Genomic DNA, 16,700 nt, shown 5'->3' on the forward strand with positions numbered 1-16,700 from the left:
TTTGTTTAATTATTGCTATTTGAAATTACTCCAATAATTGAATTTATTTTTCGACAAAAGAGAGAATTATTTTTATTGAAAATATCTAAAAAAACGACCCTAATTTAACGATTTAGAATTTTAAAATAGATTGGTAGTCTTATCCCGTCTCGACGTTTTTCTTACAAAAATTGACAAAAAAGCAGTTTTTTTGAAAACGTTTTCATTGGGATTCCGCGTTATTGAGAGATAAAATTGATTTTTGGAACGCTCTCCTAACTAGGCGGTTACGGGGCGTATTTTGGGTTTTTTGAAAAGTTTAACTGGTTGATTTATAGCTTTGTAAATTTTGTTGTATCTTTGTGGGCAGAAATTTTTGAATGGGACAGCGTTCAAAAGAAAAACAATCTATGATAAAGAAATGGTATTTTTACACAACATTAACCGTTATTATTGGGTTTTTAAGCTCAGGTTTTAAGTCCTTTAATTTAGACACCACTCCTTGGTTTCTTACAGAAAAAACAGATGGAACCGACTACTTACTTCCATCTAAAGAAAAGAAAGATTATCCTGTTTCAGACAGTATTCCTTTCACCGGAAACCACCTAATTGGTTTCAAAGAAGCAATCGCTTTAAGAGAATCTCAAGGCAAATACAGAAAAGTAAATACACTTGGTTACATGGGAAAATATCAATTCGGAACCCAGGCTTTAAGAGCAATTGGAGTACGAAATGATGAAGCATTCCTAAGAAACCCTGCGTTACAAGAAAAAGCATTTATTGCTTTGTTGTCTAAAAATAAATGGATTTTAAGGAAGGAAATCGAGAAGTATGAAGGGAAGCTTATCAGCGGAATTTATATTACCGAATCAGGAATATTAGCAGCGGCTCATTTAGGAGGTGCTGGGTCTGTTAAAAACTTTTTTAAGAATAATGGACAAAAATATTTCAGAGATGCTTATGGAACGTCTATTAGAAGTTACATGAAGGCTTTTGGAGGTTACAATGTCTCTTCAATCGAAGCAGATAATGATGCCACAGTTCACTCGATATAATTCATTACGAATTAAGAATATAAAAAAACCTGCAAGAGATTGCAGGTTTTTTACTTTTTAGTCAATTAAGATTTCCAGAATTGTAATTGCGGCTTCACTAATTTTTGTTCCAGGTCCAAAAACGGCTACAGCACCAGCATCAAATAAATACTGATAATCTTGAGCAGGTATTACACCACCGACAATAACCATGATATCTTCACGACCATGTTTTTTTAGTTCTTCTATAACTTGAGGTACAAGTGTTTTATGTCCCGCAGCAAGTGAGGAAACACCTAGAATATGAACGTCATTTTCTACAGCTTGTTTGGCAGCTTCTGCCGGAGTCTGGAAAAGTGGACCTATATCTACATCAAAACCCACATCGGCATAACCAGTGGCAACTACTTTTGCGCCTCTGTCATGACCGTCTTGCCCCATTTTGGCAATCATAATTCTTGGGCGACGACCTTCCTGTTTGGCAAAGGTATCGGCCAATTGTTTTGCTTTCTCAAAGCTCTTGTCGTCTTTTATCGCTGCACTGTACACACCACTAAAGGATTTAATTTGCGCTTTGTATCTTCCGAAAACAGTTTCTAAAGCATCGCTTATTTCGCCTAGAGTAGCACGATTTCTAGCTGCATCAATAGCTATTTCCAGTAAATTACCGTCGCCGGTTTTAGCACAATGAATTAATTTTTCGAGTATTGCTTTTACTTTTTCAGAATCTCTGGTTGCTTTTATATGTTTTAGTTGAGCAACTTGTTGTTTACGCACCATTTGGTTATCAACATCAAGAATCTGTAAAGGATCTTCTTTTTCTAGTCGGTATTTATTAACACCCACAATAATATCTTGTCCGCTGTCTATTCGGGCTTGTTTTCTTGCCGCAGCTTCTTCTATTCGTAATTTAGGAATTCCAGCTTCAATAGCTTTAGTCATTCCGCCTAGTTCTTCAACTTCTTCAATAAGTTTCCAAGCATTGGCAACAATTTCATTTGTTAAGCTCTCTACATAATAACTACCAGCCCAAGGGTCAACGGTTTTTGTTATTTTGGTTTCTTCCTGCAAGAAGATTTGAGTGTTACGAGCAATTCTTGCCGAAAAATCTGTTGGCAATGCAATGGCTTCATCCAGAGCATTTGTATGTAACGATTGTGTTCCGCCAAAAGCAGCTGCTGTAGCCTCGATACAAGTACGTGCCACATTATTAAATGGGTCTTGCTCGGTTAAACTCCAGCCACTTGTCTGGCAATGCGTTCTTAATGCAAGAGATTTATCGCTTTTAGGATTAAATTGCTGAACTAGTTTAGCCCAAATCATTCTTCCTGCACGCATTTTGGCAATTTCCATAAAATGATTCATTCCTATTGCCCAGAAAAAAGACAATCGTGGAGCAAATTCATCTATAGGCATTCCTGTTGCCAATCCTGTTCGTATATATTCTAATCCATCGGCTAGAGTATAAGCCAATTCTATATCGGCAGTGGCACCTGCTTCTTGCATATGATATCCAGAAATGGAGATAGAATTGAATTTCGGCATTTTTTTGCTCGTAAATTCAAAAATATCAGCAATAATCTTCATCGAAGGAGTTGGCGGATAAATATAAGTGTTACGCACCATGAACTCTTTTAGGATATCATTTTGTATAGTTCCCGAAAGTTTTACAGGAGGAACACCTTGTTCTTCGGCAGCAACGATATAAAAAGCCATAATTGGTAAAACCGCACCATTCATTGTCATGGAAACTGACATCTCTTCAAGCGGGATTTGATCAAATAAAACCTTCATGTCTTCGACAGAGTCAATAGCAACTCCAGCTTTCCCGACATCACCAACAACACGCTCGTGATCAGAGTCGTATCCGCGATGCGTAGGTAAATCAAATGCAATTGATAAACCCTTTTGTCCTGCAGCTAGATTACGTCTGTAAAAAGCATTGCTTTCTTCGGCAGTCGAAAATCCTGCATATTGCCTGATTGTCCAAGGGCGTCTTACATGCATAGTTGCATAAGGACCTCTTAAATTTGGAGCAAATCCTGCTCCAAAATCAAGATGTTCTATATTCTCAATATCTTGTTTTGTATAGGCTGCTTTTAGGTCAATTCCTTCGGCTGTTTCAAAGTTACTGCTTGTTGATTGTTGGTCTTTAGGAGCAACTTCTAGCTTCTCACTTTTAACATCTAACTTGATATGGTTGAGGTCTTTTCGTATCATTGAAACACTTTTTGTATGGGTTGTTATTACTTTAAAATCAGATTATTCAAGAGCTAAACGTTCTTGTTCTAATTTTTCGGCCAACCGTTTTTCTATTATTGGTGTAATTAATGTCTTTCTTGGTTTTATTTTTACAAAAGGAAAGAGTTCTAAATCATGCTTCATTTTGTCGTCTTTGTTCGGGTACTTATTAGTTCCGAGTAAAACTTCTTTCTTTGTATCAAATAATTCTTGTTCCTTATCGGCGCTTTCCTGAATTTTTCTTTTGATAATTCCTTCGTTTAATAATTTTAAGAAACCTCCATTGGCTTCGATGTCTTTAAACAAGGTCAATGATTTCTCAGCAAGTTGGTTGGTCAGACTTTCTATATAATAACTTCCGTCAGCTGGATTATTGACTTTGTCAAAATAGCTTTCGTTTTTAAGAATCAATAATTGATTGCGTGCAATTCTGTCCCCAAATTCATTGTCTTTATGATATAAAGCATCGTATGGTAAATTAGCAATGGCATCTGCACCACCAATTATTGCCGACATGCATTCGGTTGTGGTACGTAGCATGTTTACATTGTAATCATACAAGGTTTTATTTCGCTTTGTGGGCGAAGCAAGTATATGACATTTTAGGTTTGGATTGTATTCGGTTGCTATTAAATTAAAAAGCAATCGTAAGGCACGAAGTTTAGCAATTTCAAAAAAGTAATTGGTTCCTACTGATACTTGTAATACGATGGTTCCGTTTATTGAGGGAATTCGATTAAAATATTCGTTTGCATGTGCTACTGTATATGCAATTTGCTGTACCATATTGGCGCCAGCATTTTGATATAAACTTGCATTAATACTTATTAAGGATGCATTTGGAATTTCCTTTGAAAGGATTTCAAGTGTTTCGAAATTGTTTTTTTCTTTGGTTGTAAAGGAAAACCAATTGCCTTCTTTTGCCAATTGCCCAAGGGGATCAATATTATAGCAAAAATTCGCTTTTTTCTGAATTGAAATTGCGTTTAGTTTTTTTACGAAATCGATTGAAATAAAATTCAAATTAAAGTAAACATTTCTGTTTTCTAAAGGTAATTTTTCGAATAATTTATCAACGGCAATGGTGTCATTTTCGATTGTAAAATACAAACTTTCAGCACCCCTTTTTAGGGAATCTAAAGCCCTTTCAACTGATTTTGAAACGTCATGGACAAAAATGTTCTGACATATTTTAAAATCAGTTGCTTTGGTTGTTACTTCAACGGGCTTGATATTTTCATCACTATGATAAAATGGTTTTACCTGAATGTCTTCTGGCGAATTCCAAATCAGGGTTTCGTTATAATCGGCACCATCCAATTCAAATTGAATTTTTTGTTTCCATTGTTTGGATGATACTGGACTAAAATTATCGAAAAGGGGAGTAGCCATTTTTATCTTTTTATGATTCTGAATTTATTTTTTTTCGATAGTGTCACCTTCAAACTCGATGATGTAAATATCTTCACTATCTTTTTTCATAAAATACTTTTCCCGTGCATATTTCTCAATTTGCTCTGGGTTTTTAAGTTCTTTTATTTGTTCCTGGTCTTTTTTTATCTCTTCTTGATAATAGGTTTTATTGTCTTTTAACTCATTTATTTGGTTATCTAGAAAGCGATGGTCAAAATAGGAGTAATTATCAAGAAAAACCATCCAGATTATAAAAAACAACAATACCCAAACATACTTGTTGCTCAGGAATTTAAACCAGGATTTATCTTTATATGGATTTGTCATTTTTTATTTTTTAGCCCTGATAAAGCCGATATCCTTTGAGAGGAACGAACAAAGATAAAGGCGAAAGCGGGAATAGCTCCTAATTTTTAATGCAATAAATTTACAATAAATTTATAGAATACGTTGATTAATTACTGCACGAACTACATCTATTGCTACGGTATTGTATTTGTCGTTTGGTATGATAATATCAGCAAAAGCCTTTGTTGGTTCGATAAACTGCTCATGCATAGGTTTTAGAGTGTTTTGGTACCGTGTTAAAACCTCGTCTAAGTCACGACCACGTTCGGCGATATCACGCTTTAAACGTCTGATAAGTCTTTCATCAGAATCGGCGTGAACGTATACTTTAATGTCAAAAAGATCTCTTAGTTCTGGATTTGTCAGGATTAATATCCCCTCTACAATCATTACTTTTCTAGGATGTGTGCTAATTGTATCGTCGGTTCTGTTATGTGTGATAAAAGAATAAACAGGTTGATCGATAGTTTTTCCTTCTTTAAGTTCTTTTAAGTGGGTAACCAATAAATCAAAATCAATCGCACGTGGATGGTCAAAATTTATTAAGGCTCTTTCATCAAAAGATAGATTTTTATTTTCTCTGTAGTATGAATCCTGAGAAATCACGCCCACTTCGGCATGGGGTAATTCATTCATGATTTGATGTACTACGGTTGTTTTCCCGCTTCCTGTTCCGCCTGCAATTCCAATGATGAGCATAAAAATATTGTTATAATTTGAAGCCGCAAAAATAACAATTAATACGGATTTGTCATTAGATAAAATTCCTAAAATTCCTTGTAGCTTTTATCTTGTTTTAATTTTTTTATTGATTCGGTTTTTAATTCAATAATTAATCCTTACTAGAGGAAAGGTTTAATGCTGATTTCGCAAATTTACTCTAATCAGTACGTTAAACTAGTTTGCAAAATATTGATAAAAAAATGTATTTGTATATAAGGTGGAACCTATATAAAAGAAAAGACCTCGATTACTTAGTAATCGAGGTCTTTGGTGCAATCAGTGATTTTTTTGAATACCTGACTTTAGTAAGCACTTATTATTTGTTTTTCTTTGCTTTTATCATCATTTCAAGCTGATCCCAAAGTTCTTCTGGAATTGCTTCTAATAAATTAAATTGTCCAGCTCCTTTTAACCATTCGCCACCATCGATAACAATTACTTCACCATTAACATAGGCTGAGAAATCAGAAACTAAATAAGCAGCTAAATTGGCTAATTCCTGGTGATCACCTACACGTTTTAATGGTACTTTTTTGGCCATGTCAAATTTCTCTGCAAGATCACCCGGAAGTAATCTGTCCCAAGCACCTTTTGTAGGGAATGGACCTGGAGCGATAGCATTAGTACGGATTCCGTATTTTGCCCATTCTACAGCAAGACTTCTTGTCATCGCTAGAACTCCAGCTTTTGCAGTAGCACTTGGTACAACATAAGCTGATCCTGTCCAAGCATAAGTAGTTACAATATTTAATACCGTAGCCGATGTTTGTTTGGTATCAATCCAGTGCTTTCCGAAAGCAAGTGTGCAGTTTTTAGAACCTTTTAATACAATATCGATAACAGTGTCAAAAGCATTAGCTGATAATCTTTCGGTTGGCGAAATAAAATTCCCAGCAGCATTGTTTAGTAATACATCTACTTTACCAAAAGCTTTTAAAACTTCTTGTAGCATGTTTTCTACTTCTTCGTAATGACGAACATCACATTGCAGTGGTAAACAAGTTCCTCCTGTTAGGTCCTCAAGTTCTGTAGCTGTGTTTTTTAGTTTTTCTAAATCTCTCGACGTTATTGCAACTTTAGCACCTAACTCTAGAAAGTATTTAGTCATGGCTTTTCCTAGTCCGCTTCCTCCGCCGGTTACCACTATTACTTTGCCTTTTAAAGCATCGTCTCTTAACATTTTATCTGTATAACTCATGTTTTTTTAAATTTAAAAGGTAAATATAAGAATTAAATAGTATGCATGCATAATAAATGTGTTAATTTTAGTTTATGCTAAATGCTGCATAATCTTTCGGCAGCTGCCTCGAGTGTAGCATTATCTTTTGCAAAACAAAAACGGATTAGTTTTAAATCTTTTCCGTTGGCATAGAAAGTCGAAATGGGTATTGCAGCAACTCCGTATTCGGTTATTAGTCTTTTGCAGAAAGTCACATCATCTTCGTCGGAGATTGATTTATAGGATGCAACCTGAAAATAAGTTCCTTCGCATGGTTTTAATTCGAATCGACTTTTTTCTAGTAATTTTTTAAAGTAATCTCTTTTTTCCTGATAGAATTTGCCAAGTTTAGTAACGTCAACAATATCTAGATATTCGCTTATTGCAACTTGAGAAATACTGTTTACACTAAAAACCAAAAACTGATGTACTTTCTTGATTTCTATCATTAAATGTTCTGGGGCTACGACGTAGCCAATTTTCCATCCTGTAATATGAAATGATTTCCCGAAAGATGAAATCATAATGCAACGGTCTAAAAGTTGCTGACGGGTGTGTGCTGAGATATGTTTTTCTTCAAAAGTGATGTATTCATAAACTTCGTCATATAATACTAATAGGTCTGGGTATTTATCAAGAATCTTCTCTAATCGTACAAAATCTGCTTCCGCTAAAATTTTCCCTGTTGGGTTATACGGATTGTTAATGATTATCATTCTTGTTTTGGCAGAACAAGCTTTTTCTATGATTTCCCAATTTGGCGTGTAATCATCGTTTAAAGGAACTCGAACTGAATGTGCATTGCATAATAAAACTGGTGCTTCGTAGCAATCATAACTTGGGTCGAGAATAATTACTTCGTCGTTTGCTTTAATTAACGCTTGTATGGTGGTAAAAATACCTTGAGTTGCTCCGGCAGTTACAAGAATTTCGGTTTCTGGTACAACTACTCGTTTATAGGAGTCCAGAACTAGTTTTGCAATTTTGGTCAATAACGGCGGATAACCTGTCATTGGAGTGTATTGGTGTACATTCTCGGTTGCAAGTCGTGCTACAATACTAGTTAAGCGTTCGTCAACAGGAAAGTTAGGGAATCCTTGCGATAGGTTAATGGCATTGTATTCGTTTGCCATTTTAGACATAACTGTAAAAATACTCGTGCCAATGTGGGGGAGTTTGCTCATAAAAATCTATAATTACTTTTATAAAGATAGCTTTTTTATGATAATTTTAAATTCTTTTTCTGAAACGAATAATTTTCTAAAAAGAGAATCTATAGCTTATTAGTTAACAATTATAGGAAGAGAATAAAGAACTCTAACTTGCTTGTTGTTTTGTATTCCTGGAGTCCATTTAGGAGATGTTTTTAAAACGCGAATAGCTTCAGCACCGGTTCCATAACCAATATCTCTTAAAATTTTGATATCACTCAATGAACCATCTTTTTCTATTATAAACGTCACGTATATTTTGCCCTTCAGATTATCTGTTGGGTTTTTGTAATTTTGTTTTATAAAACTGTCAAAACCAATTAAGCCTCCGGGAAATTCAGGTTTTACTTCTATGCCAGCGGTGTTATAAATTAGATAATCATCGTTAGGAATAGTTCCTTGTGGGGGAATTGTATCATCGATACTTATAGTAAGTGATGCGTCTACGGTAAGTTTATCACCTTCTTTTATTGTTTGAGAAAATGTATTTTGCACAAAGCAAATCAAAATCAGTAATAGAAACTTCTTCATAGATGATGGTTTTAAGGTTTGATTACATTTTATGGATAATGAAAATGGTAGGTCGATTGTGTAAATCTACTTTAATTTTTTTCCAATCAGAAATGCGCATTGTTTTTATAAACTCAGTTGGTAAAGTAATATCTGTAGCAATACAAAGATGTGTTGCGGGATTTAAGATTTGTAAAATATCTTCGACTAGTTTATTATTTCTGTACGGAGTTTCGATAAAAATTTGAGATTGATTTTTATCCTGAGATAATTTCTCAAAATGTTTCAATGCCGATTTTTTTTCGTCTTTGTCTATTGGTAAATACCCATTAAAAGTAAAACTTTGACCGTTCATTCCAGAAGCCATCATGGCTAGTAAAATAGAAGAAGGTCCAACAAGTGGTACTACCTGAATTCCTTTTTCGTGTGCTAATTTTACAATTGCAGCGCCAGGATCAGCAACACCAGGACAACCTGCTTCGCTCATTAAACCCACATTTTTCCCTTCTAATAAAGGTTTTATGAATTCTAAATGCTCGCTATTTTCAGTACGCTTATTTAGTGTGAAAAGAATAAGTTCAGATTGTTTTTTTTCGGGAGAAACGGCTTTGATAGATTTTCTTGCTGTTTTCTCGTTTTCGACTATATAATGGTCTATAAAATCAATGCTTCTCTTTATTGTTTGTGGTAAAACATCCATTGGGTCACTTTCGCCTAAGGTTGTCGGAATCAAATAAAGTTTTCCTAATAAAGAAGTTGATTTCATGTGTTTGATTTTTTAATTTATTAAGACAGATTTCGGTTATTGATGTTTGGCTATTAGTTTTTTAGCGATCACTTCGGCAGCTTCGTCCAGCATTTGATAAACTGAATTAAAGCCGTTTGGTAAGCCATAATAGGGATCGGGAACATCAACATTTTCTGCGGGAAATAATTCGTTTAGAATAAGTTGTACTTTATCTTTTTGCTGTTGATTTTTTGTCAATGCAATAACGTCATTATAGTTGGAATTGTCCATGACGTAGATATAATCGAAGGTATCAAAATCGGAAGTTTTGAATTGTCTTCCTTTTTGATTTGAAATGTTTAAGCCGTTTTTTTGTGCTACCGCGATTGAGCGTTGGTCAGGGTTTCGACCAACATACCAACCGCCCGTTCCTGCCGAATCAACTAAAAAAATGTCTTTAGGTAATTTTGAAGCTAAAATGCCTTCGGCTAATGGTGATCTGCAAATGTTACCCAAGCAGACCATTAAAATTTTTACGGGCATGGTTCGCGTTTATAGCGTTAATTTTTTATTGATGTCTTCGACAAATTTCTTGAATTGTTTGTCTGTAGAGACTAAATTGTCAACTGTTTTACAAGCGTGTAATACGGTTGCGTGATCACGATCACCAATTTGTGAGCCAATATTTGCTAAAGATGCTTTAGTGAATTTCTTTGCAAAAAACATCGCCAATTGTCTTGCCTGAACAACGTGCCTCTTTCTAGTTTTAGATTGAAGTGTTTCGATATCCAGTTGGAAATAATCGGATACAATTTTTTGGATGTAATCGATAGAAATTTCTCTTTTTACATTTTTAACGAATTTTTCGACTACGCTTTTAGCCAATTCAATCGTTACTTCTTTTTTGTTGAAAGAAGATTGTGCAATCAACGAAATAATTGCTCCTTCTAGTTCACGTACATTCGATTTAATGTTGCGTGCTACATATTCGATAATATCTTCTGGAATTTCAACTCCGTCACGATATAAAATATTTTTTAAGATAGAAATTCTAGTTTCGTAATCTGGCTGATGTAACTCGGCAGATAATCCCCATTTAAAACGTGATAATAAACGTTGTTCAATGTCTTGCATGTCAACAGGAGCTTTGTCAGAAGTCAAAATTACCTGTTTTCCGTTTTGATGTAAATAATTAAAAATATGGAAGAAAACGTCTTGCGTACCTGATTTTCCAGATAGGAACTGAACGTCGTCAATAATTAAAACATCGATTAACTGGTAAAAGTGAATGAAATCATTACGATTATTCTTTTTTACCGAGTCGATATATTGTTGTGTGAAAATTTCGGCAGAAATATATAAAACCGTTTTTTCTGGGTATTTGTCTTTTACTTCAACTCCAATTGCGTGAGCTAAGTGTGTTTTTCCTAAACCAACTCCACCAAAAATCAATAACGGATTAAATGATGTTCCTCCAGGTTTATTGGCAACAGCCATACCTGCAGAACGAGCTAAACGATTTGAGTCTCCTTCAAGGAAATTATCAAAACTATAGTTCGGGTTTAATTGAGACTCGATTTTTAAATTACGTATTCCTGGAATTACAAATGGGTTTTTTAATTCAGGATTTAAGTTTTTAAACGGAGCGTCAACATCTTGAGGTTTCATAGGTCCTCTATTGGCACTTGGCAATTGTTCCGTAAACGGTTGTTTGTTGCCATAAGTGTTTTCCATTTTGATTTTATAGAGTAACTTTGCATTTTTTCCGAGTTCCTTGGTAAGAGCAACTTTTAGTAATTTTACATAGTGCTCTTCTAACCATTCGTAGAAAAATTTACTTGGAACTTGAATGTATAATGCGTTGTCGGTTAGCTCAACTGATTTGATTGGCTCAAACCAAGTTTTGTACGCTTGATCTTGAATGTTGTCTTTTATAAAAGACAAACAGTTTTCCCATACCGATTGTGCAGTTTTAGTCATAGATTCAAATAAATTATGTGTATTGATAATATTACTCTTATAAAAACGAGGTTGAATAATTGTCATTTTTCAAGATAACAAATATGTGAACAAATTTCGTTAAAAAAAAATATTTCGGGTGGTAATTATCTAAAATATTGTTGTAAGGCGAGGTTTAAAAATTAATTTTTTTTAATAAATAAATAATGAAAAATCATCAAACTCAAGTGCGTGTTCGTTACTCAGAAACGGATCAAATGGGAGTCGTTTATCATGGGAATTATATTCCTTATTTTGAAATTGGACGAGTGGAATGGCTTAGAAACAAAGGGGTTTCGTATAAAAGCATGGAAGAAAGCGGGATCGCTTTGCCAATTGTTTCAATGAATATTAATTATAAAAAATCGGCACGATATGATGAGTTATTAACGGTGCATACAACATTTAAAAGTCAGTCATCTGTCAAGATAGAATTTGATTGCGAGATTTATAACGAGTCAAATGAGTTATTAACAACTGCTGTCTTTATTTTGGTTTTTGTGTCCTTAAAAACGGGTCGTCCAACAGCTCCTCCAAGCTATATTTTGGAGCTTCTTAAAAAGATTGAATAATTGCTAAAATTTACCATAAATGAAAATGATTTTAGCATAATTTTATTCCTATTTCAAACATTGAATCAAAAATGTCGAATATCATTTCGGCATTTTTTTTGCGAATTTGGATCGTTATTTTGCCAATTGGGAGTCCAGAATCTTCGTCGATTTCCATTTCTTGTGAGACAATCTCCAATCTTTTTTCTTTGATAACTCGCATTACTTTATTCATGTTTTTATAATCAAAAGAGATTAAAAACTGTACATCAATGGTTTTTTCGACGATTTCGCAAACTTCTAATGCCATTTGTGCAGTTGTTCTGTAAGCGGCTATTAATCCTCCTACGCCTAATTTAATTCCTCCATATATACGTACAACAACAATAAGAACGTTTGTCACGCTAAAAGATTGTATTTGCCCGTAAATAGGCATTCCTGCAGTATTGCTCGGTTCTCCATCATCGTTGGCTCTGTAGCTTACGGTAGGTTCGATGCCTAATTGATAGGCGTAGCAATAATGTACAGCACTTGGGTGTTGCTTTTTTAGGGCTTCGATTATAGGTTTTACTTCTTCTTCGGATGTAATAGGATAGGCATAGCCAAAAAATTTGCTGCTTTTTTCTTTATACAGTACTTCTTCCGATGGGAATGCTATCGTTTGATAGGTATCTTTAATTTCCAAGATTGTTTTCTAAATTATTTTTTTATCAAATAAATCTACGACATCTTCTTTTCCTACTTGTAAGTTCCATACCTGAAGACCAAGTTCGGCAGCAGCATTGGTATTTTCGATTTTGTCGTCTACAAACAAAGTTCGTTTTGGGGATAACTCGTGTTTGTTTATTATATAGGTATAAGCTTCATGATTTGGTTTTCTCATTCCTATTTCGAATGAAAAGTAAACTTTTTCAAAGCATTGGTAGAAATCACTATAAAATGATACCCCTGTTTTATGTTCGAATGTTTTAATATGAATAGAGTCGGTGTTGCTTAATAAGAACAATCTGTATTTCTCAGAAAGCATCTGAAGAAACTCTAATCGGTATAATGGAAAATCTAGGAGAACAGCATTCCAGGCATTCAGGATTTCTTTTGCAGATGCATTAGGAATCTCTTTTTGAAACCCTGATATAAATTCTTCGGGAGTAATGTTACCAGTTTCGAATTTAATATTTAATTGATCTAGATTATTATTCCATTCAGTCAGTCCAAGTTTTTTTAGTCCATCAATTGTAGCTTGTTTGTCTAAGTTGATGAATATATCTCCAAAATCAAAAATAATAGTATCAATCATGGTTTCTAACTTGTATTAATTCGTCTTTACCAATGTAGGTTTTTTTATTTTTTATGCCAGCAATTATAGGGGCTTTAGTACCTTTTGTAAAGTAGGTGTTTCCAATAAAAATACGCCCTTCATCCCATAGGTTTGTATCGATAAAGGATTGTAAAGTTTGCAATCCGCCTTCGATAATAATTGATTGAATTTGATGTTGGTATAAAACTGCAAGTATTTGCGGGATTATATTTTCTTTAAAATCAATTACTTCAAAGATAAGGTTTTCTTTTTCAATGGCAATTTTGGATTTTGTAAATACAATAGTTTTAACATCATTGCTAAAAATATGACTGTCTTGAGGAATGCGATTGTTTTGATCCAGAACAACGCGCACAGGATTATTACCAGCCCAATCACGAGTATTTAATTTAGGATTGTCGTCAATAACAGTTTGTGTTCCTACCAGGATAGCTTGTTCTTCGCTTCGCCATTTATGTACCAATTGTCGTGAATAGGCATTGGTAATCCAGATTGGTTCTCTTTTTATAATTGTATCGTTCTCTTTTTCTGGAGCGAGAAATCCATCTTTAGATTCTGCCCATTTTAAGATTATATAAGGTCTTTTTTGTTGATGAAATGTAAAAAAGCGTTTGTTTAGTTCATTGCATTCCTCTTCAAGGACTCCAATGGTAACTTTCTTTCCTGCTTCAAGGAGTTTTTTAATTCCTTTGCCGGCAACTTTTTCGTTTGGATCTACTGTCCCAACAACTACATTTGGAATTTCGTTTGCAATAATTAAGTCGCAACAAGGTGGTGTTTTACCAAAATGACTGCATGGTTCTAAACTTACGTAAATAGTTGCTTTTTTGAGCAATGATTTATCTTTTACTGAGTTTACAGCATTTACTTCGGCATGAGGTTCGCCTGCTTTTTTATGCCAGCCTTCTCCTATAATAGTATCATTATAAACGATAACGCTACCAACCATTGGGTTTGGATATGTAGTTCCTAAGCCATTTTTGGCAAGTTGGATGCAGCGTTTTATGTATTTTTCATGTATATTCACAATGCAAAAGTAGTTATTTTTGAGTTTATGATTTAGTTTTGAATCTATCTAAAATAACAATAAAGTATATTTACTTTTGTACATTGTATAAGACAGAATAAGAAGAAATGGAAAATTGGATTATCAGAAAAATAACTAAAGAAGACAATCAGGCTGTGGCACAATTGATAAGAGCCGTTTTTGATGAGTTGAATATCCCGAAAGTAGGAACTGCATACGAAGATCCGTATTTGGATTTTATGTTTGAAGAATATAATAAGTCTAAAGCGGTTTGTTTTGTAGTCGAAAATAATGATAAAATTGTGGGTTGTGCCGGAATTGCTCCGTTGGAGAACGAAGCGCCAACAATTTGTGAATTGCAAAAAATGTACTTTTTACCAGAAACTCGTGGTTTGGGAATAGGAAGTAAAATGATGGAAAAATGTTTGGAGAGTGCTAAGGATTTTGGTTTTGAGAATTGTTATATCGAAACGATGCCTTTTATGCATGCTGCTCAAAAATTATATAAAAAATCAGGTTTTGAATATCTTGATGCGCCAATGGGATGCACGGGTCATACTTCATGCCCAGTTTGGATGTTGAAAAAGTTATAAGTTTATGAAAAAAATTGTTGTTGGAATTGTTTTGGTTTCAATTCTGTTTTCTTGTAAAGATGCTAAAGAAACGAAAACAGAAAAAATTATTGGGGTTAGTAAAAAATCTATTGTAAAAGATTCTGTTCAGGAAAAAGAAGTAGTTTCGGAGGAGGAGTTTAAAAATGACTTTGATATTTTGCTTGCGCGAAGTTATAGAAGTTATGGAGAAGAAAATCCTGCTGTTGCTTTAACTAAAAAGTGGATTGATTTATATGAGCAGAATGGGGAATATTATTTAGGAAAAGCAGATTTTAAAATAGAAAAAGGATTTGATGAATGTTCGGGAGATTCCTTAGTGTCTGTTCTTGCTAAAAATAAATCAATCATTTTTATGGATTTGCCTGATTTGAAATTGGGAAAAATAAAATCTTTAAAGATTGAAGAAGATAAAATTTGGCCAGACGAAAAACTAACTTTTACCTTTAATAATGTTAATTATACTTTGCGTGGGGAAGGTAAAGTTCTTTCTTCGGAAATGGTTTCTACAGATGATAATACAGAAGAAGTTTTTAAGAAGGTCGAAAATTATAAGCTCTATCTGTCTACAGGAAATACTACTGAAAAATTGCTTTTATCGGAAGAATCATTTAATGATACTTTTGTTAAGTTGATTTTTGCAGGAGATATTGATAACGATGGGAAATTAGATTTTGTTTTTAGCGCAAATAGACATTATGAAGAGGAGCGGGTGATTCTGTTTCTTTCGAGTAAAGCTAAAAGTGGTGAGGCGATGAAGAGGGTTTCTGAAATTGCAGTAGGATTTGATTGCTAATTAAGCCTGCTTTTAACAACAAGTATAAAATGAAAATAAAACAATACAGAACGCAATTTATTCAAGAGCTTTCGGGAGTTTATGATGTTCTGGAAGTGGAGAGTTTCTTCTATTTAATTCTGGAAGTGAAACGAAATCTTAAACAAATAGATTTGGCTTTAAACCCAGATTTGTCTTTTTCGGACGAAGAAATTGCTGATTGGAGTATTCTGGTGACTGAATTAAAAAAGGAAATTCCGATACAATATTTGTTAGGAAAAACGAATTTTTACGGATTAGATTTTGAGGTAAACTCAAACGTTTTGATTCCGCGACCAGAAACGGAAGAATTGGTTGAGTGGATTATTAAAGAGGATTTAAAGGTTGGGAAATCCAAAAACTTAAAAATTCTGGATATAGGTACTGGAAGTGGTTGTATTGCTATTTCGCTGGCTAAAAATATTTCTCATGCTCAGGTTTTTGCAATTGATGTCTCGGAGAATGCTTTGGCTACTGCCAAAAGAAATGCTGAGGCCAATGGGGTTTCGGTTACTTTTTTGCTTCAGAATATTCTGGAAACCGAGGATTTAATGCAGGAGTTTGATGTTATTGTTTCGAATCCGCCTTATGTAAGGAATCTTGAAAAAGAGGAAATCAAGAAGAATGTATTAGATTATGAACCGCATTTGGCACTTTTTGTTGCCGATAACGATGCGCTTATTTTTTATAGAAAAATAGCTGAACTAGCTCAAAAGAATCTGAGAAAAAACGGAAGTCTTTATTTTGAAATTAATCAGTATTTAGGAAAGGAAACAGTTGAATTACTTGAGGATTTAGGTTTTAAAAACATCGAATTGCGTAAGGATATTTACGATAATGACAGGATGATTTTTTGTATTAAATAAGTTTTTTTAGGGTAAGATGTATTTTGTAAAAAGTGAAATGAAGTTTTCCTGCAAGGTTTTCAAAACCTTGTAGGAGATGAGGACGTGACTTGAAAACGTAAGTTGTAAAA

18 protein-coding genes are annotated in these 16,700 nt (G+C 34.0%); 5 read left to right on the forward strand and 13 right to left on the reverse strand.

The window, feature by feature from the left end; genetic code table 11:
- Nucleotides 1-389 precede the first annotated feature (389 nt).
- Nucleotides 390-1,034: a peptidoglycan-binding protein LysM gene (locus SHI72_RS02085; protein ID WP_086895416.1), complete on the forward strand. Its 645-nt coding sequence runs from the start codon at nt 390-392 to the stop codon at nt 1,032-1,034.
- Nucleotides 1,035-1,091: 57 nt separating this feature from the next.
- Here the strand turns inward: SHI72_RS02085 and scpA are convergent, their stop codons facing one another.
- From scpA to dnaA, 10 genes are all read right to left on the reverse strand, one after another.
- Nucleotides 1,092-3,233: a methylmalonyl-CoA mutase gene (gene scpA, locus SHI72_RS02090; protein WP_323488895.1), complete on the reverse strand. Its 2,142-nt coding sequence runs from the start codon at nt 3,231-3,233 to the stop codon at nt 1,092-1,094.
- Between the two features lie 42 nt (nt 3,234-3,275).
- The gene (locus SHI72_RS02095; protein ID WP_323488896.1) at nt 3,276-4,646 is read right to left on the reverse strand and encodes a methylmalonyl-CoA mutase subunit beta; all 1,371 of its coding nucleotides are present in this window, start codon (nt 4,644-4,646) and stop codon (nt 3,276-3,278) included.
- A 24-nt stretch (nt 4,647-4,670) separates the two neighbouring features.
- Nucleotides 4,671-4,994, reverse strand: coding sequence for an FtsB family cell division protein (locus SHI72_RS02100; protein WP_039111330.1), 324 nt, complete (start codon nt 4,992-4,994; stop codon nt 4,671-4,673).
- A gap of 111 nt (nt 4,995-5,105) precedes the next feature.
- Nucleotides 5,106-5,714 carry a uridine kinase gene (udk, locus tag SHI72_RS02105; RefSeq protein ID WP_039111328.1) on the reverse strand — a complete coding sequence of 203 codons (609 nt, stop codon included), beginning with the start codon at nt 5,712-5,714 and terminating at the stop codon, nt 5,106-5,108.
- A 340-nt stretch (nt 5,715-6,054) separates the two neighbouring features.
- The gene (locus tag SHI72_RS02110) at nt 6,055-6,936 is read right to left on the reverse strand and encodes an SDR family oxidoreductase (protein ID WP_323488897.1); all 882 of its coding nucleotides are present in this window, start codon (nt 6,934-6,936) and stop codon (nt 6,055-6,057) included.
- A gap of 77 nt (nt 6,937-7,013) precedes the next feature.
- Nucleotides 7,014-8,141, reverse strand: a complete 1,128-nt coding sequence (locus tag SHI72_RS02115) for a methionine aminotransferase (RefSeq protein WP_323488898.1) — start codon at nt 8,139-8,141, stop codon at nt 7,014-7,016.
- 99 nt (nt 8,142-8,240) lie between these two features.
- Nucleotides 8,241-8,699 carry an energy transducer TonB gene (locus SHI72_RS02120; RefSeq protein WP_082001747.1) on the reverse strand — a complete coding sequence of 153 codons (459 nt, stop codon included), beginning with the start codon at nt 8,697-8,699 and terminating at the stop codon, nt 8,241-8,243.
- A gap of 22 nt (nt 8,700-8,721) precedes the next feature.
- Nucleotides 8,722-9,444 carry an SAM-dependent methyltransferase gene (locus SHI72_RS02125; protein WP_039111320.1) on the reverse strand — a complete coding sequence of 241 codons (723 nt, stop codon included), beginning with the start codon at nt 9,442-9,444 and terminating at the stop codon, nt 8,722-8,724.
- Between the two features lie 36 nt (nt 9,445-9,480).
- Nucleotides 9,481-9,948: a low molecular weight protein-tyrosine-phosphatase gene (locus tag SHI72_RS02130; protein WP_323488899.1), complete on the reverse strand. Its 468-nt coding sequence runs from the start codon at nt 9,946-9,948 to the stop codon at nt 9,481-9,483.
- Nucleotides 9,949-9,957: 9 nt separating this feature from the next.
- Nucleotides 9,958-11,385: a chromosomal replication initiator protein DnaA gene (dnaA, locus tag SHI72_RS02135; RefSeq protein WP_039111581.1), complete on the reverse strand. Its 1,428-nt coding sequence runs from the start codon at nt 11,383-11,385 to the stop codon at nt 9,958-9,960.
- Between the two features lie 185 nt (nt 11,386-11,570).
- Here dnaA and SHI72_RS02140 point away from each other — a divergent pair, with 185 nt between their 5' ends.
- On the forward strand, nt 11,571-11,975 hold the full coding sequence (locus tag SHI72_RS02140; protein WP_039111317.1) for an acyl-CoA thioesterase: 405 nt from the start codon (nt 11,571-11,573) through the stop codon (nt 11,973-11,975).
- 31 nt (nt 11,976-12,006) lie between these two features.
- Here the strand turns inward: SHI72_RS02140 and SHI72_RS02145 are convergent, their stop codons facing one another.
- From SHI72_RS02145 to ribD, 3 genes are read right to left on the reverse strand one after another with little or no spacing between them, the layout of a single operon-like run.
- Nucleotides 12,007-12,639, reverse strand: a complete 633-nt coding sequence (locus tag SHI72_RS02145) for an IMPACT family protein (protein ID WP_039111310.1) — start codon at nt 12,637-12,639, stop codon at nt 12,007-12,009.
- Nucleotides 12,640-12,648: 9 nt separating this feature from the next.
- Nucleotides 12,649-13,251, reverse strand: coding sequence for an HAD family hydrolase (locus SHI72_RS02150; RefSeq protein ID WP_039120445.1), 603 nt, complete (start codon nt 13,249-13,251; stop codon nt 12,649-12,651).
- Nucleotides 13,244-14,299, reverse strand: coding sequence for a bifunctional diaminohydroxyphosphoribosylaminopyrimidine deaminase/5-amino-6-(5-phosphoribosylamino)uracil reductase RibD (gene ribD, locus SHI72_RS02155; RefSeq protein WP_323488900.1), 1,056 nt, complete (start codon nt 14,297-14,299; stop codon nt 13,244-13,246). The genes SHI72_RS02150 and ribD overlap by 8 nt, the downstream gene beginning before the upstream one ends.
- Nucleotides 14,300-14,406: 107 nt before the next feature.
- Here ribD and SHI72_RS02160 point away from each other — a divergent pair, with 107 nt between their 5' ends.
- The 3 genes from SHI72_RS02160 to prmC are packed head-to-tail and all read left to right on the forward strand — an operon-like array spanning nt 14,407 to nt 16,590.
- Nucleotides 14,407-14,892: a GNAT family N-acetyltransferase gene (locus SHI72_RS02160; protein ID WP_323488901.1), complete on the forward strand. Its 486-nt coding sequence runs from the start codon at nt 14,407-14,409 to the stop codon at nt 14,890-14,892.
- A 4-nt stretch (nt 14,893-14,896) separates the two neighbouring features.
- Complete coding sequence (locus SHI72_RS02165) at nt 14,897-15,706, forward strand: hypothetical protein (protein ID WP_323488902.1); 810 nt, start codon at nt 14,897-14,899, stop codon at nt 15,704-15,706.
- Nucleotides 15,707-15,735: 29 nt separating this feature from the next.
- Nucleotides 15,736-16,590: a peptide chain release factor N(5)-glutamine methyltransferase gene (gene prmC / locus SHI72_RS02170; protein WP_323488903.1), complete on the forward strand. Its 855-nt coding sequence runs from the start codon at nt 15,736-15,738 to the stop codon at nt 16,588-16,590.
- Nucleotides 16,591-16,700: the final 110 nt, after the last annotated feature.

It is taken from the genome of Flavobacterium sp. PL02, assembly GCF_035013205.1.
Lineage (GTDB): Bacteria > Bacteroidota > Bacteroidia > Flavobacteriales > Flavobacteriaceae > Flavobacterium.

Coding starts and splice junctions, on each gene's coding strand:
- SHI72_RS02100 (WP_039111330.1), bottom strand. CDS start 4,994: ATGACAAATCCATATAAAGATAAATCCTGGTTTAAATTCCTGAGCAAC.
- SHI72_RS02115 (WP_323488898.1), bottom strand. CDS start 8,141: ATGAGCAAACTCCCCCACATTGGCACGAGTATTTTTACAGTTATGTCT.
- udk (WP_039111328.1), bottom strand. CDS start 5,714: ATGCTCATCATTGGAATTGCAGGCGGAACAGGAAGCGGGAAAACAACC.
- SHI72_RS02160 (WP_323488901.1), top strand. CDS start 14,407: ATGGAAAATTGGATTATCAGAAAAATAACTAAAGAAGACAATCAGGCT.
- SHI72_RS02165 (WP_323488902.1), top strand. CDS start 14,897: ATGAAAAAAATTGTTGTTGGAATTGTTTTGGTTTCAATTCTGTTTTCT.
- SHI72_RS02125 (WP_039111320.1), bottom strand. CDS start 9,444: ATGAAATCAACTTCTTTATTAGGAAAACTTTATTTGATTCCGACAACC.
- scpA (WP_323488895.1), bottom strand. CDS start 3,233: ATGATACGAAAAGACCTCAACCATATCAAGTTAGATGTTAAAAGTGAG.
- SHI72_RS02150 (WP_039120445.1), bottom strand. CDS start 13,251: ATGATTGATACTATTATTTTTGATTTTGGAGATATATTCATCAACTTA.
- SHI72_RS02140 (WP_039111317.1), top strand. CDS start 11,571: ATGAAAAATCATCAAACTCAAGTGCGTGTTCGTTACTCAGAAACGGAT.
- dnaA (WP_039111581.1), bottom strand. CDS start 11,385: ATGACTAAAACTGCACAATCGGTATGGGAAAACTGTTTGTCTTTTATA.
- prmC (WP_323488903.1), top strand. CDS start 15,736: ATGAAAATAAAACAATACAGAACGCAATTTATTCAAGAGCTTTCGGGA.
- SHI72_RS02095 (WP_323488896.1), bottom strand. CDS start 4,646: ATGGCTACTCCCCTTTTCGATAATTTTAGTCCAGTATCATCCAAACAA.
- SHI72_RS02130 (WP_323488899.1), bottom strand. CDS start 9,948: ATGCCCGTAAAAATTTTAATGGTCTGCTTGGGTAACATTTGCAGATCA.
- SHI72_RS02110 (WP_323488897.1), bottom strand. CDS start 6,936: ATGAGTTATACAGATAAAATGTTAAGAGACGATGCTTTAAAAGGCAAA.
- SHI72_RS02120 (WP_082001747.1), bottom strand. CDS start 8,699: ATGAAGAAGTTTCTATTACTGATTTTGATTTGCTTTGTGCAAAATACA.
- SHI72_RS02085 (WP_086895416.1), top strand. CDS start 390: ATGATAAAGAAATGGTATTTTTACACAACATTAACCGTTATTATTGGG.